Source organism: Pseudomonas sp. G3-19 (assembly GCF_054855875.1).
Map to the genome: position 1 here is coordinate 556,301 of NZ_JBMPIQ010000003.1, position 20,468 is coordinate 576,768.

The window sequence follows — 20,468 nt, forward strand, 5'->3', positions numbered from 1 at the left end:
TTCGTATCTGATACACAGCCTTCGCGAGCAAGCCCGCTCCCACAGTCTGATTGGGTTTATCCAGCAATCATCGGCGGCAAGGTACCGAGCAGGGAGACGGCCGCCACCGCACCCATCCCCAACAACCACTCCAGCACCACACTGCGCTTGAGCGCGCCCATCCGCTGTTCGCAATCATCAATCCGCAAGCGATTGAACAGCGCCAGCGCGAGCATGCCCAGCACCAGCAAGGCCTTGATCAGCAGAATCAAGGCAAACCCTGCAAAGAGCGGCGTCGGCCACCATTGCCCGGTCAGCACGCGCACGTTGATCAACCCGGTGATCAGAAGGCCGCCAACGATCGCATAACCGACACCGCTGAAGCGTTGCAGGATCCGCCCCATCGCTGTGCTCGGCTGACGCAGGATCAACACCAATAGCAACAAGCCGCCCAGCCATGCAGCGACGCAGGTCAGGTGAACGATCTGGTTGAGGATCAGCAGTTGCCCGCTGAGGCCGTCGAGCATCGCGCCGTGACCGACCGGCGCCAGGGTCGCCAAGAGCAGCGCGCTCAAGCCCAGGCGCAGCAGCACATTCGAACGCCACGGCGTGAACAGCAGTGCCAGCAACAGCGCGTTGATCAGCAGATGCCAGCGCCAGACCTGGCCGAAAAAGGTGTTGCCGAGCACCACGCCAACAGTGTCCGGATCGAACGCTGCCGCCGCCGAACCGGCCATGCTCGCGGTGATCAACAGTGCCCAGGTGACACCGCTGACCAACGCAATCGCGGTCAGCCAACGCGCCAGTCGCGCCAGATGCCGATCCAGTGTCGGCACTGGCGTCTTGAGCAGCAACGGCTGGAACAGCCAGGCGCCGAACAACATCAACACCGCGCTGAAATGCACAAAGCGGCACAGCACCAGCGCTTCACTCATGAATTACTGACCAACCTTGAACTGGTAGGCGCCTTCGCTCTTGTGTGTGTCGACCGACACCGCGTGCCATTCGACTTTGTATTCACCGGCGCCGAGCGGTGCGGCGGGGGTGACGATCAGGGTTTTCTTGTCGCCTTCGGTGGTCAGCGGTTTGATTGCGACCGGGGCGCCGTCGTGGGTCAGGCTGACTTTGGTGAAACTGGCTTCGACGCCTTCAGAAAAGGTCAGGCGCAGATCGGCCGGCGCGGCGACGGTGCTGTCGGCGGCCGGGGTGGCACTTTTCAAGTGGGCGTGGGCGAAAACCGAAGATGCGGCGAACAGCGAAGCGAGCAGGGCAGTGGTGGTCAGGACGTTCTTGAACAGCATCGCGGATACCTCTGAGGCAGGACAAAGAAGCGCCAGTTTAGCCATGCGCCGGCCTTCATACGAAGTTTTGTTTGCAGCGGTCGCCCCGAGGCCAGAGCGGATGCTAGTCTTCAACAACGTCGTTGTCAGGGAGCCCTCATGGGCAATCACAAGATCGAGATTCGTCGCAGTAACGTCGAGAAAATCCTGCTCGCGGCGGAAAAAGTCTTCGCCGAAAAAGGTTTCGGCGGCACCGCCATGGCCGACATCGCCGCCGAAGTGCAGCTGCCGCGTTCCAACCTGCATTACTACTTCTCGACCAAAAGCGAACTGTACAGCGCGGTGCTGTTCGACCTGCTGGAGGTGTGGAAACAGGACGCGCTGTGCTTCGAGATGTTCGATGACCCGCGGGTGGTGCTCAGCAGCTACATCCGCGCCAAGATGAACCACTCGCGCAGCCGGCCGCACGGCTCGAAAGTCTGGGCCAACGAGATCATCCACGGCGCGCCAACGTTAGGCGAGGCGCTGGATGTCAGCCTGTATGACTGGGCGAAAATGAAGGAAGCGAAGATCCGCCAATGGGTTGAGGACAAGCGGATTCTGCCGGTGGAGCCGTCGAGCCTGCTGTACATGATCTGGGCTTCGACCCAGCATTACGCCGACTTCGATCATCAGGTGAATATTCTCAACGAGCATCAACCGCTGTCGGACATGCAGTTCGAGCGGGCGGTGCAGACGGTGACCAGTGTGATTTTGCGCGGGATCGGGTTGGAGCCCTGAAGCAAGAGCTGACCCTCACCCCAGCCCTCTCCCGGAGGGAGAGGGGGCCGACCGAGGTGTCTTGCGAGTTACATCGACCTGAAAAATCCAGTCGAATATGGACTCAAAAAGCCGTCCGTGCCTGTGCATGCATCGATTTTGGATTCAAAGCCGTCCGTGCCTGTGCATGCATCGATTATGGATTCAAAGCCGTCCGTGCCTGTGCATGCATCGATTATGGATTCAAAGCCGTCCGTGCCTGTGCATGTATCGATTATGGATTCAAAGTAAATCGCTCAAGTCGGTGGATTTCTGAAATATCCCCCAATCAGTCCCCTCTCCCTTTGGGAGAGGGTTAGGGTGAGGGGGCTGTTGGATCAGCCGGCGATCTAGACGGCAACGTGGTAAGGATTCCTCGGATCATGATTCCAGTCCAGAAACGGCTTGCCGGTTTCCATCGGCACCATCTCGATACAGTCCGCCACCGGACAAGTGATCTGGCACAAGTTACAACCCACACACTCCTCATCGATCACTTCATATTTATGCGTGCCGTCAGCCTGTTTCAAGCTGCTGATCGCCTGGTGTGAAGTGTCTTCGCAAGCAATGTGGCAACGCCCGCAACCGATGCACGCGTCCTGGTCGATCTTGGCGATCACCTGGTAGTTGATGTCGAGGTACTTCCAGTCGGTGGTATTGCCCACTGCGCGCCCGGAGAACTCGGCGATGTTGGCGTAGCCTTGGCTGTCCATCCAGCGCGACAGACCGTCCTTCATCTCCTCGACAATCCGGAAACCGTGGAGCATCGCCGCCGTGCACACCTGCACCGCGCCGCTGCCCAACGCCATGAACTCCGCCGCGTCACGCCAACTGCCGATGCCACCAATGCCGCAGATCGGCAGGCCCTGGGTCTGTGGATCACGGGCGATTTCGGCGACCATGTTCAGCGCGATCGGTTTGACGGCCGAGCCGCAGTAACCGCCGTGGGTGCTCTTGCTGCCGACGGTGGGCAGGGCGACCATGTGTTCCAGGTCGACGCTGGTGATCGAGTTGATGGTGTTGATCAGCGACACCGCATCGGCGCCCCCGCGATGCGCAGCGCGGGCGGCGACACGGATGTCGGTGATGTTCGGTGTCAGCTTGACGATCACCGGTAGCGAGCAATAGGTCTTGCACCAGCGCGTCACCTGCTCGACGTACTCCGGCACCTGACCCACCGCTGCGCCCATGCCGCGTTCGGGCATGCCGTGCGGGCAACCGAAATTCAGCTCGATGCCGTCGGCACCGGTGGCTTCCACCAGCGGCAGGATGTGTTTCCACGATTCCTCGACGCACGGCACCATCAGCGAGACGATCAGCGCACGGTCCGGCCAGTCCTTCTTGACCTGTGTGATCTCGCGCAGGTTGATTTCCAGCGAGCGGTCGGTGATCAGTTCGATGTTGTTGATGCCCAGCACCTCGCGGTTGTTGCCGTAGTGCGCCGAGTAGCGCGACGATACGTTGACCGCTGCCGGGTCCTCGCCGAGGGTTTTCCAGACCACGCCACCCCAGCCGGCCTCGAAGGCGCGGACCACGTTGTAGGCCTTGTCGGTCGGTGGCGCGGAGGCCAGCCAGAACGGATTGGGGGCTTTGATACCGGCGAAGACTATCGAGAGATCGGCCATTTACGCAGCCTCCACGTTGAGCATCAGTTGCGCGTTGATCGCCTCGGCGGCGAGTTTGCCATGCTGCACCGCTTGCACGGTGAGGTCCTGATCGAGGCTGGTGCAGTCGCCGCCGGCATACACGCCGGGAATGCTGGTGCGCAGGTTGTCATCGACCTGAATCCGTTCGCCCTGACGCTTGAGTTCACGGGCCAGCGGGTCGGCGAGGGCGCTGCTGTCGAAGGCCTGACCGATGGCTTTGAAGATCGCGTCGGCGGCCAGTTCGAAGGTCTCGCCAGTGGTTTGCAGGCGACCGTCGACCAGTTGTGTACGGGCGAAACGCATGCCGCGCACCTTGCCTTGCGCGTCGAGCAGCACTTCCTCCGGTTGTGCCCAGGTCAGCAGGCGCACCTGATTGGCTTTGGCGATGTCTTGTTCGTGACCGGTGGCGCCCATGTCCGCCGCGCCCCGGCGATATACCAGATTCACGTCACGCGCTCCGAGGCGGGCCATTTGCACGGCCATGTCGATCGCGGTGTTGCCGGCGCCAAGGACGATGCAGCGTTCGGCCAGTGGCAGTTGCGTCAGGTCATCGGCCTGGCGCAGCTCGCGGATGTAGTCGGTGGCGGCGAGCAGGCCGGGCGCGCCTTCGTGGGCCAGACCGAGCTGTTTGCTGGCGTTGAGGCCGAGGCCGAGGAACACCGCGTCGAACTGCTGATGCAGCTCGCTGAGGGTCAGATTCTCGCCGAGTTTCTGTCCGTGACGGATTTCGATGCCGCCGATCTGCAGGAGAAAATCCAGCTCTTTCTGCGCATAGTCATCGACCAGTTTGTACTTGGCGATCCCGTATTCATTGAGGCCGCCAGCCTTCTCCCGTGCTTCGAAAATCACCACGTCATGCCCGTGCATCGCACTGCGGTGGGCGCAGGACAAACCCGCTGGCCCGGCGCCGACCACGGCGATGCGCTTGCCGGTGCTGGCCGCACGCTGGAACGGGTGCTCGGTGAAATTCGCATTGTCCACGGCGTAGCGTTGCAACAGGCCGATCAGCACTGGCGCGCATTCCTGGGCGTTGTTGCGCACGCAGGCTTGCTGACAAAGGATTTCCGTCGGACAGACCCGGGCGCAACTGCCGCCGAGGATGTTCGCCGAGAGAATTTTCTGCGCCGCACCGGGGACGTTGTCCTGATGGATATTGCGGATGAACGACGGAATATCGATCTCGCTTGGGCACGCGTTGACGCATGGCGCGTCGTAGCAATACAGGCAGCGCGAGGCTTCCAGATGCGCCTGCCGGGCGTTGAGCGGTGGCGCCAGATCGGTGAAATGACCGGCGAGGGCGGCCGCGCTTTCGTGCGGATGCGGGAGATGGTTCAGGGTCTCGATCACGGTTTTGTGCCTCACGGTTATTGAGGTTCTCTGCCTCTGATGGGCAGTGGTTTTTGTGTTGTCTGGACGGGCCCCTTCGCGAGCAAGCTCGCTCCCACATTTTGGAATGCGTACACCCTGTGGGAGCGAGCTTGCTCGCGAAGGCCGAAGGCCTGGATTTCAGCGTTTCACCGCCGTCGGCTTGTGCAACTCAGCCCGCTTGCTCAGCAAATCAAACACCGCCGGATACGGCGGCCGTTCGATATACCGCCCGGCCCCACGCTCGGCGCGCAGGTCGCCGTCGGCCCAGACCACTTTGCCTTGGCTGACGGTATGGCTCGGCACGCCGCGCACGGTCTTGCCTTCGAAGATGTTGAAATCCACCTGCTGATGGTGGGTCTTGGCGGAGATGGTGCGGGTGCCTTGCGGGTCCCACAGCACCAGGTCGGCATCGGCGCCGACGCGGATCGCGCCTTTGCGCGGGTAGAGGTTGAAGATTTTCGCGGTGTTGGTGGAGGTGAGGGCGACGAAGTCCTGCATCGACAAACGTCCGCTGTTGACCCCTTCATCCCACAGCACCGCCATGCGGTCTTCAATGCCGGCGGTGCCGTTGGGGATCTTGCTGAAGTCGTCGCGTCCGGCGGCTTTTTGCTCGGCGCAGAAGCAGCAGTGGTCAGTGGCGGTGGTGTGCAGATTGCCGCTTTGCAGACCGTGCCACAGCGCTTCCTGATGGCCGCGCGGGCGGAACGGCGGGCTCATCACGTAACCGGCGGCGGTCTGCCAGTCCGGGTGCTGATAGACGCTGTCGTCGAGCAGCAGATGCCCGGCCAGCACTTCGCCGTACACTGGTTGACCCTTGCTGCGGGCGTAGGTGATTTCGTCCAGCGCTTCCTTGGTGGAAACGTGCACCAGATACAACGGCGTGCCGATGGTCTCGGCAATACGGATCGCCCGGCTCGCCGCTTCGCCTTCCACCTGCGATGGCCGCGACAGTGGATGCGCTTCCGGCCCGGTGATGCCCTGGGCCATCAACTTGCGTTGCAGGTGATAGACCAGTTCGCCGTTTTCCGCATGCACGGTCGGCACCGCGCCGAGTTCCAGGCAGCGTTCAAAACTTGCCACCAGCGTGTCGTCGGCGGCCATGATCGCGTTCTTGTAGGCCATGAAATGCTTGAAGCTGTTGATCCCGTGATGGCTGACCAACTCGGCCATTTCCTCACGCACTTGCTCGCTCCACCAGGTGATCGCGACGTGGAAGCCGTAGTCCGATGCCGACTTCTCGGCCCAGCCGCGCCACTGATGAAACGCTTCCATCAACGACTGCTGCGGATTGGGAATCACGAAGTCGATGATCGACGTGGTGCCGCCGGCCAGACCTGCAGCGGTGCCGCTGTAAAAGTCTTCACTGGCCACGGTGCCCATGAAAGGCAGTTGCATGTGAGTGTGTGGGTCGATGCCGCCGGGCATCAGGTATTGGCCGCTGCCGTCGAGCACTTCGGCGCCGGCGGGAACATCCAGGTTCTGACCAATGGCTTTGATCACGCCGTCGGCGCAATAGACGTCGGCGCGATAACTTTCATCATGGGTAACAACGGTGGCGCCACGGATCAACAGAGACATTCCGAGTTCCTCGCAGGCATGACCGACTTGTGCCGGTTCTAAATGTTTTATTGATGTACAACGCTGATCGGCGTATTCCTGTCAGCGCTGTCAGGAATAGAAGCTAGTCGCAGTTTTGAAATTGATCAAGATTATTTTTTATAAGCTTATGACTGTTTTAAGTGTATGAAAAATAACGTTAAAAAACCTAAATCACCAAAATGGTGAGGCTGTTCACCATTTTGACGCACTTGACAGGATGGAAATATGAGCAAGATTTCCTATGTGAAATCAGCCGCTTGAAGTTGAGCTGCGGCTGATTGCCCATGATGAAAAAAAGAGCAGTGCACCAGATTGAGTCCTGACAGTTCGAACAACTTGGCAAACGTTTGGCCTGAGCGTGCAGACAAGTTATCGCGGACTCTTTCGGTGAATAATTAAAACCGAGCAATATCAGAAAGTTGCAATGTGTTTGAACCACGGCCCTACCGTTAAGCGGGGCACCCGGCACGTTTATTGATGCCGCCGCTGACACCATGGCCGGTACACGAAAGTTGTCAGTTCCTCCGGCCATCGTCCGGCTCGCACCCCGTGTGCAGCCGCCTGATGAGCAAAAAAATAATCAGAAGAACAGTGGAGCGGCCATGCAACAGAACAGATCGCAAGTGACCGAGCGCGACGGCTTGTTCGAACTCGAAGCCGGCAGTGACGTCCTCGACAGTCCCCGTTACAACCACGACATGGCACCGACCAAGGTGCGCGAACGAACCTGGAATAAATGGCACATCACCGCGCTGTGGGTCGGCATGTCGGTGTGCGTGCCGACTTACACCCTCGGCGGCGTACTTACCGCGTATTTCGGCCTGACCGTCGGCGAAGCGCTGATGGCGATTCTGCTGGCCAACGTCATCGTGCTGATCCCGTTGACCCTCAATGCTTTCCCCGGCACCAAGTACGGCATTCCATTCCCGGTGCTGCTGCGCTCGTCGTTCGGCGTGCTCGGTTCCAACGTGCCGTGCCTGATTCGTGCGCTGGTGGCGTGTGGCTGGTTCGGCATTCAGACCATGTTCGGCGGGCTGGCGATTCACCTGTTTCTCGGCTCGATCTTCGACGGCTGGAAGTCACTCGGTGGAACAGGGGAGGTGATCGGCTTCATGATCTTCTGGTCGCTGAATCTGTGGGTGGTGATCCGCGGGGCCGAGTCGATCAAGTGGCTTGAAACCCTGTCCGCGCCGTTGCTGGTGGCGGTCGGCATCGGCCTGCTGATGTGGGCGATGCCCAATGTGTCGATGACCGAGCTGCTGGCGATTCCACCCAAGCGTCCTGAGGGCGCGAGCGTGGTCAGTTACTTCGCCGCCGGGCTGACGGCGATGGTCGGCTTCTGGGCCACGCTGTCGCTGAACATTCCTGACTTCAGCCGTTACGCCAAGAGCCAGAAGGACCAGATCCTCGGGCAGATTTTCGGTCTGCCGCTGACCATGTTCCTGTTCGCTTCGCTGGGTGTGGTGATGACTGCCGCGTCGGTGAAACTGGTCGGCGTGACGGTGTCCGACCCGGTGAGCCTGATCGGCCATATCCAGAGCCCGCTGTGGGTGGCGGTGGCCATGGCACTGATCATCATCGCCACGCTGTCGACCAATACCGCAGCGAACATTGTCTCGCCGACCAACGACTTCCAGAACATCGCGCCCAAGGTGATCAACCGCACCAAAGCCGTGTTGCTCACCGGCTTCGTCGGGCTGGCGCTGATGGCCCACGAGCTGCTGAAAAAGCTCGGGCTGATCGTTTCCGATGTCAGCTTGGAAACCGTGTATTCCAACTGGCTGCTGGGCTATTCGAGCCTGCTCGGACCGATTGCCGGGATCATGGTGGTGGACTATTTCCTGATCAAGAAACAGCAGCTGGACCTGGCCGGGCTTTATCGCGACGACGTGTATCCGGCGTGGAACTGGGCCGGGTTTACCGCATTTGGCGTGCCGGTGGTGCTGACCTTGCTGTCGCTGGGCAGCGATGCGTTCAGTTGGTTTTACAGCTACGGCTGGTTTACCGGTTCGGCGCTGGGTGGGGTGATTTATTACGGGTTGTGTTCGATGCGAAGCAGCCCCTCTGTTGTGAAATCTTCGGTGTGAGGAATGGCCCCTTCGCGAGCAAGCCCGCTCCCACAGGGTGAACGCATTCCAAATGTGGGAGCGGGCTTGCTCGCGAAGACGGCCTCAAATACACACAAGAACTGCCTGTAGAAACTCATAAAAAAACTGCCTGAGGAGATCAACATGAACGCAGCCGTAGACGTTCTGCAATCCACCCATCAGCACATCAACCGCGACCGCCTCTGGGCCTCGCTCATGGAACTGGCCAAGCTCGGTGCCACGGTCAAGGGCGGGGTCTGTCGTCTGGCCCTGACCGACCTCGACCGTCAGGCTCGTGACCTGTTCGTGCAGTGGTGCAAGGACGCCGGGTGCAGCGTCACGGTGGATGAAGTCGGCAACATCTTCGCCCGCCGTCCCGGGCGCAATCCGAACCTGCCGCCGGTGATGACCGGCAGCCACATCGACACCCAGCCCACCGGCGGCAAGTTCGACGGCTGTTTCGGCGTGCTCGCCGGCGTCGAAGTGCTGCGCACCCTCAATGACCTCGGCGTAGAAACCGAAGCGCCGCTGGAAGTGGTGGTCTGGACCAACGAAGAAGGCTCGCGCTTTGCTCCGTGCATGATGGGTTCCGGCGTGTTCGCCGAGAAATTCACCCTTGAAGAAACTCTGGCCAAGGTCGATGCCGACGGCGTCACCGTCGGCCAAGCCCTGAATGCCATCGGCTATGCCGGGTCACGCAAGGTCAGCGGACATAAGGTCGGTGCCTATTTCGAGGCACACATCGAGCAAGGCCCGATCCTCGAAGACGAACAGAAAACCATCGGCGTGGTACTCGGCGCTCTCGGGCAGAAGTGGTTCGACCTGAAACTGCGCGGCGTAGAAGCCCACGCCGGGCCAACGCCGATGCACCTGCGCAAGGACGCGCTGGTCGGCGCCTCGGTCATCGTTGGTGCGGTCAACCGCGCCGCCCTCGGCCATCAACCCCACGCCTGCGGCACGGTCGGTTGCCTGCAAGCCTACCCCGGCTCGCGCAACGTCATCCCCGGCGAAGTGCGCATGACCCTCGACTTCCGGCATCTGCAACCGGAGCGGCTGGACTCAATGATCGCCGAGGTGAAGCAGGTCATCGACGCCACCTGCGAGGAACACGGCCTGACCTATGAGCTGACCCCGACTGCAGACTTTCCGCCGCTGTACTTCGAAAAGGGCTGCGTCGAGGCGGTACGCGGCGCGGCAAAAGGCCTTGGCCTGTCGCACATGGACATCGTCAGCGGCGCCGGGCATGACGCGATCTTCCTCGCCGAACTCGGTCCTGCGGGGATGATTTTCGTACCGTGCGAAGGCGGGATCAGCCACAACGAAATCGAGAATGCCGCGCCGGAAGATCTGGCGGCCGGGTGTGCGGTGTTGTTGCGGGCGATGCTGGCGGCTTCGGCGATGGTGGCGGAGGGGCAGCGCGCGGCCTGAAAACGCGGCGTGACCTGTGGGAGCTGGCTCGCCAGCGATGGCGGTGGACCAGTCGACACTGGATTAACTGAAAGTCCGTCATCGCTGGCAAGCCAGCTCCCACAGGTTTTTGTTCAGTTGAGTAAAGTGATCAGCCGGGCCGGTCATTCTTGCCCGCTGTGCCCTGGCGTCGGTCGGGGCCGTTGGGGTTGCCGACATCCAGCAACCGTCGTTCGACCAAAACATTCTCCAGCGCCTGACGCTCGACCGGCGCCATTTGGTGTTCGCGCTTTTTCAGCTCCAGCAGAATCGGGCTGGACCAGGTGCGATAAGTCTGTTCGATGTTGCGACGCGACGTCATCAGTCTCTCCTTGATCAAGAGCCCGGTGGATCTGGCAGGGGCTCAATCCGATGAGGGGGTAACCTTAGTCGAGAATCCCCGGGTCCGCGAATGTGGCGTTGTTCCCTGTAGGAGTGAGCCTGCTCGCGATAGCGGTGTGTCAGTAGCGCAAATGTCAGCTGACACACCGCTATCGCGAGCAGGCTCACTCCTACAGGTTTTGCATTGCATGTGGATCCGCGGTCAATCCTCGATATTCATCATCGCCTGCACACCTTCCCATGCCTCGGCGCGCATCCGTTCGATATCCAGCCCCGGAATCACGCCGTTATCGACCACGATCCGGCCGCCCACCAGGCTGTACTTCACCGTGATCGGTTCTCCCGCGACCACCGGTGCAACCGCACTGTCGTGGAAACCGAAGAAGCGTGGGTGATCAAGGCTGTAGATCACCAGATCCGCCGCTTGCCCGATTTCCAGCGTACCGACCGCGCCCAGTCCCAATACCTGCGCGCCGCCCGCCGTGCCCCAGTGGATCACGTCTTCGGCAGTGGTCGCCGAGGCGCCTTGTTCGGCGCGATGGATCAGCCATGCGGTGTTGGCTTCGCCGACCATGCTTCCGGATTCGTTGGACGCGACGCCGTCGACGCCGAGGGAGATCGGTACGCCGGCCTCATACATTTGCGGAACCGGCGCGACGCCGCTGCCCAGGCGCGCGTTGCTCACCGGGCAATGCGAGATGCCGGTACCGGTCTGGGCGAGCATGCGGATTTCGCCGGGTTGCAGGTGCACGGCGTGGGCGAACCAGACGTCGGGGCCGAGCCATTCGTGTTCGGCGACGAACTCCACCGGCAGGCAGTTGTATTTCTCGCGGCAGAAATTCACGTAGTTCTGCGTTTCCGACAGGTGCGTGTGCAGGCGCAAACCGAGGCCGCGCGCGGTGTGCGCCAGTTCGCGCAGCAGGGTCGGCGGCAGCGAAAAGGTCGGTGTGGTTGGCGCGACGACCACCCGGCGCAGGGCATCCGGGGTGTCCTGGTGATACAGCGATTTCAGTCGCTCGATATCGCCGACCATTTGTTCGAGGCTTTCCGGTTGCAGCGCGGTTTTCGAGAAACCCGGGTGCGCGCTGGCGGATTCCAGCGCGCCACCGCGACACAGCACAAAGCGCAGGCCGAACTCATCGGCCAGATCGAACAGCAGGTCCCCGGTCTCGGTGCTGCCGTGGGCGTGGTAGAGATAATGATGATCGGCGCAGGTCGTCACCCCGGACAACAGCAATTCGACCATGCCCAGCCGAGCGGCGATCCGCGCCAGTTGCGGGGTAAAGCGGTTCAACCTTGGGTAGGGCACGCTCGCCAGCCAGCCTTGCAGATCCTGATTCAAACCTTCGGGCACGGCTTTGAGCAGGTTCTGGAACAGGTGATGGTGGGTGTTGATCCAGCCCGGATAGACCACGCAGTTGCGTGCATCGATCACGCGCTCGCCGGGTTGCGCTTGAAGGTCGGCGGCCATTTCGGCGATGCGGCCGTTGACCACGCGAATGTCCACCGCACCGGCCCGGGCTCGCGGGCCGCGCAGGCCGGTCATCACCGCCAGCGGGTTTTTGATCAGGATGTTTTGAAGTTGAATCATGGGCAGGCTCCAGTCAGAGAATGTGCGAGGCGGATTTGCCGGGTGTGGTGTCTGGCACGCTGACGCCGTTGAGCGCCGCGTTGAGCAGCACCGACACCAGGCAGGCGATGACCACGCTGCTGTGCAGGAACGGCTGTGACCACTCGGGCATTTGTTTGAACAGGGTCGGGGCGAGCACCGGTACCAGCGCGGCGGCGATGGTGAAACCGACGATCAATACGTTGTAGCGATTGCGCTCGTAATCGACCTTGGCCAGGGTCTGAATCCCCGCCGCCGCGACCACGCCGAACATCGCGATACCGGCGCCGCCCAACGCCGCGGTCGGCATCGACGCGATGATCGCCCCGGCCTTGGGCACCAGCGCAATCGAACACATCAACAGGCCACTGACGGCGACCACCCAACGGCTGCGCACGCCGGTCAGGATCACCAGGCCGACGTTTTCCATGAAGGCGATAAACGGGAACGCGGCGAACATCCCGGCGATGGTGCTGGCCAGGCCATTGGCGCGCAGGCCGTTGATCACTTGCTGGTCTTCCACCGGTTTGTCGACGATGTCGCCGATGGCCACGAACAGCCCCATCGACTCGACCATCTGCACGATCATCACCACCACCATGGTCGCGATGGGGATCAGGCTGAAAGTCGGCAAGCCGAAGTAGAACGGGTAGGGCAAGGTCAGCCAGGGCGCCTCTTCGACGCTGTGGAAATTGCCCATGCCCAGACCGTAGGCCAGACCGGCGCCGACCAGCATGCCCACCAGCACCGCCATGTTGCGCAGCAGCGGACTGCCATAGCGATTGACCAGCAGAATGGTCAGCAGCACCACCACCGCCACCGCGAGAAATGCCGGGGCGCCGAAGTTGCTCGCGTTGCGTCCGCCACCGACCCATTCATAGGCGATCGGGAACAGCTGCAAACCAATCACCGTGACGATGCAGCCGGTGACCACCGGCGGGAAAAACCGCCGCAATCGGCCCACGAACGGCGCCATCAGCAGGGTGAAAATCCCGGCGCCGATCACCGCGCCGCAGACTCCCGCAAACCCCACGTCGGGGTTGCTGCCGATGGCAATCACCGGACCGACGCTGCTGAACGCCACGCCTTGCAGGATCGGCAGGCGTACACCGAACTTCCAGAAGCCGACGGTTTGCAAAAGGGTGGCGATGCCGGAGCAGAACAGCGTGGTGCTGATCAGCACCACGGTATCGGCGTGGGACATCTTCAGGGCACTGGCGACGATCAACGGCACGGCGATGGCGCCGATGTACGAGACGGCCATGTGTTGCAGGCCGAGGGTGAGCATCTGTCGCACCGGCAAAACGCGGTCGACGGGGTGCACGGTGGAGGAAGGAGTGGCTGACGACATGGAATCACCTCTGGCTGTTTTTATGCGGTAGAGAGGGGTATTCGTCTGATGCCGCGTAGCGCCAGAACACGGTGTAACCCTGTGGGAGCGGGCTTGCTCGCGAAAGCGTTGTGTCAGTCGACATCACTGTGCAATGACCCACCGCATTCGCGAGCAAGCCCGCTCCCACATGTTCTGCGCCAGGCGAAAGAACATCAGTCATTCGTGCTGCGAAGCCGCCATCCACCGGCTCCGATGCCTTGTTCAGCCTGCCAGGCAGGCGGCAAAGCCCTGGTTCAGCGCCGCGCGGTCCAGGTCGCGGCCGATGAACACGATCTTGCTCGAACGGGGCTCCGTGCCCCAGGCGGTCGAGGCGCGGAATTCCACCAGGCTGTGCACGCCTTGCAGCACGTAGCGCTGGTCTTCGTTGGCCACGGCGAGCACGCCTTTCATGCGATAGAGGTTGTCGGCCTGGGACGAGCGCAGCTCGCTGATCCAGCGGTGGAACGCCATCAGATTGACCGCGCCGTCGACGGCGATGCCCACCGATGACACGCTCGGATCGTGTTCGTGGTCTTCTGATTCATGGTGGTGGTCATGGTCGTGATGCTCAGGTTCCGCGCCGATTTCCATAAGCTTCTGCGTGCACTCGAACGCACCGATGCCGAGGATTTTCGTCAGGTCGATCTGCGCGTGGGTGGAGGTCACCAGATCTGCGGTGGCGTTCAAACCACGGATCTTGCCGCGCAGAATGTCCACCTCTTCAGGGCTGACCAGATCGACCTTGTTGATGACGATGCGGTCGGCGCAGACGATCTGATCCACCGCCTGATTGTCGACGCCATCCAGTTGCAGATCCTCCAGGTGCTGGGCGATGTGCCTGGCGTCGACCATGGTCACGATCGCGTCGAGTTCGACTTCTTCGGCAATGGGGTCATTGATGAAAAAGCTCTGCGCCACCGGGTACGGATCGGCGAGGCCGCTGGTCTCGATGAGGATGTGATCGAGGCGCACCGGGCGCGCCACCAGCTCGCGGACGATGCGCACCAGGTCCTCACGAACCTCGGCGGTACAACACACGCAGCCGTTGACCATTTCGTAGATCTCTTCGGTCTCCGAGCTGAGCACCAGATCGCCGTCGATGCCGACCTCGCCGAACTCGTTTTCGATTACGGCAATCTTGCGCCCGTGGTTTTCCTTGAGGATGTAGTTGAGCAGGGTGGTTTTGCCGGCACCGAGGAAGCCGGTGAGGATGGTCACGGGGATTTTGGTGTTGGGGGTTGGGGCGTTGAAGGGGGTGTTCATATGCAGCTCCTTGATGGACGCGGATTTGCTTTGGGTGGGAGCGGGCTTGCTCGCGAATGCGGTGGTTCAGCCACCATCATTGTTGAATGACCCACCGCATTCGCGAGCAAGCCCGCTCCCACAGGGTTCTCGGTGTTCTTTCCAGCGGGTGGCAACGCCGGCATCGAGGCCGAACAGGTCGAGCACTCTGCCGAGGCTGTGATCGACCATCTGCGCCAGGCTTTCGGGCCGGGCGTAGAACGCCGGCACCGGCGGGGCGATGATTCCGCCCATCTCGGTCACGGCAGTCATGTTGCGCAGGTGGGCGAGGGTCAGCGGGGTTTCGCGGGCCATCAGCACCAGGGTGCGGCGTTCCTTGAGGGTGACGTCGGCGGCGCGGCCGATCAGCCCGGACGAAGTGCCTGTGGCGATCTCCGCCAGGGTGCGCATCGAACACGGCGCGACCACCATGCCCAAGCAGCGAAAGGAACCGCTGGCAATCCCGGCGGCGACGTCATCGGCGCGGTGGTAGTGGCTGGCGAGCGCAGTGACCTCGGCCAGTTTGTAGTCGGTTTCGTGGGCCATGGTCAGCAGCGCGGCGCGGCTGATGATCAGGTGGCTTTCGATGTCCAGTTCGACGAGCAATTGCAGCAGGCGCACGCCGTAGATGAAGCCGGACGCGCCGCTGATGCCGACCACCATCCGCTGACGGTTCACGATGCCAGACCCTTGAGCAATTGCCGGGCACGTTCGAGCACGTCCTGATCGAGCTGCGCCTTGATCCCGTCGAAGCCCGAGCCACGGGTGGCGTCCAGGCCCATGCGCGAAGTGGTGCCGTTGACCGATGACGACGGATCCAGCGGGCTGCCGGGCAAGCCGTCGATCATGAACAGATCCAGATGCGGCTGGAAATGCGTGGCCAGCGCCCACAACACCTGGCTGTCGTCGGTGATATCGATATCGCTGTCCACCGCGATCACGTTTTTCAGATACGGATCCCAGCCGAGCAGGGCCAGCATGATCTGCCGCGCCTCACCGTCGCGGCTCTGATCCAGTGCCACGTAGCAATGAAAGTGGGTGCCGGAGTTCGGGTAATGCACGGCGGTGACGGCGGGGAAACGCGCCTTGAGCTTCTCGCTCATTTCCGCTTCGCGCGGCAGCCGGGCGAGGGTCAGATGCTCGGCGTAGCGGCCGCCCATCACGTCCACCAGCCAGGCGTCCCTGCGCCGCAACAGGGTGTCGACGCGCAGCACGTTGTTGGTCGAGCGATCCGAGGAGTAACCGCTGAACTCGCCGAACGGGCCTTCCTCGGCGTAGGCCGTCGGGTCGATGGCGCCTTCGAGGACGAACTCGGCGTATGCCGGGACGCCGATGCCATAGCGCGGGGTCTTGACCAGTTCCAGCGGTGCGCCGAACAACCCGCCAGCGACAGCGCGCTCATCGGCGCCATACGGCAAACGCGCTGCCGCCGCGAGCATGAACAGCGGATGTGCGCCGACCACCATTGCCACGCGCAATTCTTCGCCGCGCTCACGGGCGGTCTGCAGCATCCGCCACAGGTGTCCGCGCGAGTGCAGGCTGGTCGCCAGGGACTGGCGCGCGTGGCGCATCGAGCGGTGGTAGCTCATGTTGGCGATGCCGGTCAGCGGGTCCTCGGCGATGATGATCGCGTTGGTGATGTACGGCCCGCGATCGCTGTCGAAATGCTTGAGCATCGGCAGCAGCGCCAGATCTACGGCTTCGCCTTCGAACACTTCATCAAGCACGGGGCCGCTTTCCACGTAGCGCGGGGCGATGGGCTGGTTGGCGCGGCGCTGGAAGGTTTCGTGCAGTTGTGCCGGGGTGACATCGAACAACCGGGCAATGCGGGTGCGGGAGGCGAACAGGTTAGTTGCCACCGGTACCTTGAGGCCGCCGACGTTGTCGCAGATCAGCAATGGATCGCGGCCCTGTGTGGCGAGGGCATCGACCAGGGCGGTGATGTCCTGATCGGCAGAAACGGGTTGGGTGATGGTCAGCACATCGTCCGGGTACTCACGGCGATAGGCGTCGATGAACACGTGAAAATCCTGAGAATCGCCGAGCGTCGAACGGGTCATGGTTTCACCTCGTAAAAAGCAGGCACGCAGGGGTGAGAGGGCGTTCGATCGAGCAGCCGTTGGCCTGCCGGTCGAGGGAACGCCGGGTCATCTTCGTGCCTGTAAAGTCGCTGTGTAACTGTCGTAACACGGCCCCAATGTGGGAGCGGGCTTGCTCGCGAATGCGGTGGATCAGCCACCTTCATTGTTGAATGAAGCACCGCTTTCGCGAGCAAGCCCGCTCCCACATGGATTGTGTGTGGCTACAAGTACGTGGTGGTCAGGCGTATATCCGCCTCAACCAGATCCTTCGGCGGTGGCGTCGGTTCGATCCCGCACAACCGGGCGATGTTGTTGCCCAGGTAGTCCTCCAGATGATCCTCATCGATGCCAAGACCTTGCGGCGCCGGTGAGCACAACACCTCCAGTTCGCGCAGCCACATGCCCGGTTCGTTCGGCGGCGAGTCGGTGCCGAACACGATCTTGTTGCGCGGCAGTTCCTTGGCGAACTCGACGATCCGCGACTGGAAGCACCAACCCGATTCGCAGTACACGTTCGGCGTGTCCATCGCCATCCAGAACGCCTCGAACGAGTAGTTGCCGCCGGTCTGGATGCCGAAGTGGCCGATGATGAAATTGACCATCGGGAACTCACGGATGATCGGGTAGAACATCGTCGGAATGGTGTACGGGCCGTCGCCGGTATGGATCAGCACCACGATGTTGTACTTGGCGCAGACTTTCATTGCCGGGCGCAACCAGTCCAGCGCCCGGTCCGGGCGATAGCCGTGCATGTTGGCGTGCAGCTTGAGCATCTTGAAACCGTATTCCTTGATGTGGAATTCCAGCTCCGCCGCACCGTTTTCCGGTCCCCAGCGCGGGTTGAAGTTGAAGTTGCCGATGAAGCGATCCGGGTACTTCACACAGAGTTCGGCGACATACGACATGTAGTCGCGCACGCCCTCGCGGCCCCGGCGGTTACCGTCGCGATAACCGGTGTTGCCCGGTGGCGGCTGGATGAAACCCATGTCGATGCGGCGCGGTTTGCCGTTGATCATGTACGGGCCGTCCATCAGTTTGAGCATGCGCTCGCCGGTGAACGGTTCGCCGGTGTGGCGCCAGGCCTCGTCGACCAGATTGGTGGGGTGCAGATGGGTGTCGATGATCATCGGTTCAGCTCCTGGCCAGTTGCGTGGTGACGGGGCGCTTGAGTTGCGCCTCTGCTTCGGAAACGGAACGCGGCGGCGGGGTCGGTTCGAGGCCGATCATCCGCGCGGTGTTGTTGCCCAGGTATTCCTCGAGGGTGTCTTCGTCGAGGTTCAGGCCTTGCGGCGGCTCGTGGCACAACACTTCGAGCAGGCGCAGCCACATGCCCGGTTCGTTCGGCGGGGTGTCGGTGCCGAACAGGATCTTGTGCGTTGGCAAGACCTTGGCGAACTCGACGATCCGCGATTGTAGGCACCAGCCCGATTCGCAATAGACGTTGGGCAGCTCCATCGCCCATTGCATCGGTTCGAACACGTAGACCCCGCCGGTCTGCACGCCGAAGTGGGCCATGATGAAATTCACGTTGGGGAATTCCTTGATCATCGGCACCCATTCCGACGGGATGCTGTACGGCCCGTCGCCAGTGTGCAGCTTGACCGGGATGCCCAGTTCGGCGCATTTCTCGAAGCACGGGCGCACCCAGTCCAGTGCACGATCAGGCCGGTAGGCGTGCATATTGGCCTGCATCTGCACCATCTTGAAACCGTGCTCCTTGACGTAGCGCTCGATCGCCTCGACGCCGTTTTCCACGCCGCAGCGCGGGTTGTAGACGAAGCAGCCGATGAAACGATCGGGGTAGGTCTGCACCATTTTCAGGGTGTAGGCCATGTAGGCGTCGATGGATTCGCGGCCCGAGAGTTCGCCGTCGGTCCAGGTGTAAATGGTGTTGCCCTGCGGCGGCTGGATGAAGGCTTTGTCGATCCGGCGAGGTTTGCCGTTGACCATGTACGGGCCATCCATCATCTCCAGCAAACGCTCGCCGGTGAACGGGTCACCGTCATGCCTCCAGGCGAGGTCCACGAGATCCGTGGGATAGCAGCTGATATCGATGATCATTGAAGTCGATCTCCTGATAGCGGGGAAGGGAGCCTTGCGGCTCTCGGCATCCACGCCCCGGGCTATCGGCCATTTCTATGCGCAGCACTCGCGCATTCCCTCGCCTGTTCGCATCCGGCCCGGGTGGGTGGTTGCTGAGGGCGAGTATTGGAAGGCGGGGGAGGGTTCGTACAATATTAATTGGGTGGGGTGGTGATACTTCTGGGATATGGGCCTTGGATCAAGAGCCTTGCCCTCACCCTAGCCCTCTCCCGGAGGGAGAGGGAACCTACGGAGGTGTCTTTCGGTTTACATCGACCTGAAAGATCCAGTCGATTATGGATTCACAGCTGAGCTTTCACGTCGGCGTAATTCGTCAATATTCCCCAATCGGTCCCCTCTACCTCTGGGAGAGGGAACTTACGGAGGTGTCTTTCGGTTTACATCGACCTGAAAGATCCAGTCGATTATGGATTCACAGCTGAGCTTTCACGTCGGCGTAATTCGTCAATATTCCCCAATCGGTCCCCTCTACCTCTGGGAGAGGGCTAGGGTGAGGGCAGCGTTCTCAAGCGTACACAGAGCCAACTGTTTGATGACCTCAACCACCGGCGCCACACGCTCGGCCTGCCCATGCGGCCAAACCGCATACAGGTTGTAATGCGCAGCAATCTGCGCCTCGTTCAACGCCACCAGCCGCCCATTGCGCAACGCATCGGCGGCGAGTAAACCGCGCACCAGCCCGGCACCAACCCCGGCTTCAGCCGCCGCAATCAGGTTCGCCGCATTATCGAAAATCACCCGCGCCGCTGGCTCTACCGGGGGCATTCCGGCCGCATCCAGCCACGGTATCCACGAGCGCCGCGTATAGCCCAACAGCGGCAATTCAAGAATCTGCGCCGGGCTCAGCGGCAACTGCAAACCATAGCGCTCAAGCAGCGCCGGTGAAGCCACCGCCAGCACCCGGTCGCCGCAGATCTGCGTCATCTCGCAGTCATCCCAATCGCCATAGCCGTAACGCAACGCCAGATCGACCCGCTCAAACGTGCTGCGATCACTGCGTGGCATCGACAGCAGCGTCACCTCGTAATCCGGCAGTCCGTCGAGCAACTCCGGCAGGCGCGGATTGAGCCAGCTCTGCGCCAGTTCACTGTCGACGTCCAGGGTCAGGCGCTGCGCCACGCTGCGGTTTTTCACCGAGGACAGGGCCCGGTCGATCTGCGCCAGCCCGTCCGCTAGCACGCTGGCAAACAACTGCCCGGCATCGGTGAGGTTGCTGCCGCCGCCCTCACGTACGAACAACGGCTGACCGATGAAATCTTCCAGTGCGCGAATCTGCTGGCTGATCGCACTGTGCGTCAGGTCGAGCTTGCGCGCAGCGCTGGAGAAACTGCCGCTGCGCGCCGCTTGGATGAACGCGCTCATGGACTGCACCGACGGGTATCGCTTGTACATGTTGTTAGTCCTGCTTACACCGGTTGGCAGAAATCGTCGCTGGCCGCGTGTTGCGTGGGCTTCCAATAATCGGTCACCAGGCCCG

Annotated in this window: 17 protein-coding genes; 3 read left to right on the plus strand and 14 right to left on the minus strand. The window is 61.7% G+C overall.

Translation table 11 applies throughout. From position 1 onward, the window contains the following. Positions 1–56: 56 nt before the first annotated feature. Together copD and copC are read right to left on the minus strand one after the other, a co-directional pair. Entirely contained in the window at positions 57–914 is an 858-nt protein-coding gene (gene copD, locus ACOYXI_RS02635; protein ID WP_461674259.1) for a copper homeostasis membrane protein CopD, read from the minus strand. A gap of 3 nt (positions 915–917) precedes the next feature. Beyond that, a complete protein-coding gene (gene copC, locus ACOYXI_RS02640) occupies positions 918–1,280 on the minus strand; it encodes a copper homeostasis periplasmic binding protein CopC (RefSeq protein WP_139055940.1) in 363 nt (120 codons plus the stop codon). 138 nt (positions 1,281–1,418) lie between these two features. On the opposite strand from copC, the gene ACOYXI_RS02645 reads away from it, so the two are divergent. Then, a complete protein-coding gene (locus tag ACOYXI_RS02645) occupies positions 1,419–2,039 on the plus strand; it encodes a TetR/AcrR family transcriptional regulator (RefSeq protein ID WP_007965266.1) in 621 nt (206 codons plus the stop codon). Between the two features lie 368 nt (positions 2,040–2,407). On the opposite strand, the gene preA is transcribed toward ACOYXI_RS02645, so the two are convergent. The 3 genes from preA to hydA all read right to left on the minus strand — a co-directional run bounded on the left by preA (position 2,408) and on the right by hydA (position 6,649). Next, entirely contained in the window at positions 2,408–3,682 is a 1,275-nt protein-coding gene (preA, locus tag ACOYXI_RS02650; RefSeq protein WP_007965265.1) for an NAD-dependent dihydropyrimidine dehydrogenase subunit PreA, read from the minus strand. After that, the gene (locus ACOYXI_RS02655) at positions 3,683–5,050 is read right to left on the minus strand and encodes an NAD(P)-dependent oxidoreductase (RefSeq protein ID WP_461674260.1); all 1,368 of its coding nucleotides are present in this window, start codon (positions 5,048–5,050) and stop codon (positions 3,683–3,685) included. A gap of 159 nt (positions 5,051–5,209) precedes the next feature. Next, positions 5,210–6,649, minus strand: a complete 1,440-nt coding sequence (gene hydA / locus ACOYXI_RS02660) for a dihydropyrimidinase (RefSeq protein WP_202370759.1) — start codon at positions 6,647–6,649, stop codon at positions 5,210–5,212. A gap of 623 nt (positions 6,650–7,272) precedes the next feature. Here hydA and ACOYXI_RS02665 point away from each other — a divergent pair. Beyond that, positions 7,273–8,757, plus strand: coding sequence for an NCS1 family nucleobase:cation symporter-1 (locus ACOYXI_RS02665; RefSeq protein ID WP_134786072.1), 1,485 nt, complete (start codon positions 7,273–7,275; stop codon positions 8,755–8,757). Positions 8,758–8,901: 144 nt separating this feature from the next. Continuing rightward, a complete protein-coding gene (locus ACOYXI_RS02670; RefSeq protein WP_134786073.1) occupies positions 8,902–10,185 on the plus strand; it encodes a Zn-dependent hydrolase in 1,284 nt (427 codons plus the stop codon). Between the two features lie 130 nt (positions 10,186–10,315). Here ACOYXI_RS02670 and ACOYXI_RS02675 read toward each other — a convergent pair whose 3' ends face one another. From ACOYXI_RS02675 to ACOYXI_RS02715, 9 genes are all read right to left on the minus strand, one after another. Continuing rightward, positions 10,316–10,525, minus strand: a complete 210-nt coding sequence (locus ACOYXI_RS02675; protein ID WP_003224027.1) for a hypothetical protein — start codon at positions 10,523–10,525, stop codon at positions 10,316–10,318. Positions 10,526–10,747: 222 nt separating this feature from the next. Continuing rightward, positions 10,748–12,136, minus strand: a complete 1,389-nt coding sequence (locus tag ACOYXI_RS02680) for an amidohydrolase family protein (protein ID WP_461674261.1) — start codon at positions 12,134–12,136, stop codon at positions 10,748–10,750. Positions 12,137–12,149: 13 nt separating this feature from the next. Continuing rightward, a complete protein-coding gene (locus ACOYXI_RS02685; protein ID WP_139055946.1) occupies positions 12,150–13,505 on the minus strand; it encodes a nucleobase:cation symporter-2 family protein in 1,356 nt (451 codons plus the stop codon). Positions 13,506–13,748: 243 nt separating this feature from the next. Then, a complete protein-coding gene (locus ACOYXI_RS02690) occupies positions 13,749–14,789 on the minus strand; it encodes a CobW family GTP-binding protein (RefSeq protein WP_210557772.1) in 1,041 nt (346 codons plus the stop codon). Positions 14,790–14,855: 66 nt separating this feature from the next. Next, positions 14,856–15,470, minus strand: coding sequence for a UbiX family flavin prenyltransferase (locus ACOYXI_RS02695; RefSeq protein ID WP_461675535.1), 615 nt, complete (start codon positions 15,468–15,470; stop codon positions 14,856–14,858). Positions 15,471–15,481: 11 nt separating this feature from the next. Further along, on the minus strand, positions 15,482–16,867 hold the full coding sequence (locus ACOYXI_RS02700) for a UbiD family decarboxylase (RefSeq protein ID WP_461674262.1): 1,386 nt from the start codon (positions 16,865–16,867) through the stop codon (positions 15,482–15,484). A gap of 242 nt (positions 16,868–17,109) precedes the next feature. Continuing rightward, complete coding sequence (locus tag ACOYXI_RS02705; protein WP_003224037.1) at positions 17,110–18,015, minus strand: amidohydrolase family protein; 906 nt, start codon at positions 18,013–18,015, stop codon at positions 17,110–17,112. Positions 18,016–18,019: 4 nt separating this feature from the next. Further along, complete coding sequence (locus tag ACOYXI_RS02710) at positions 18,020–18,949, minus strand: amidohydrolase family protein (protein WP_007965237.1); 930 nt, start codon at positions 18,947–18,949, stop codon at positions 18,020–18,022. Positions 18,950–19,459: 510 nt separating this feature from the next. Next, complete coding sequence (locus ACOYXI_RS02715; protein ID WP_282413196.1) at positions 19,460–20,383, minus strand: LysR substrate-binding domain-containing protein; 924 nt, start codon at positions 20,381–20,383, stop codon at positions 19,460–19,462. Positions 20,384–20,468 lie beyond the last annotated feature (85 nt).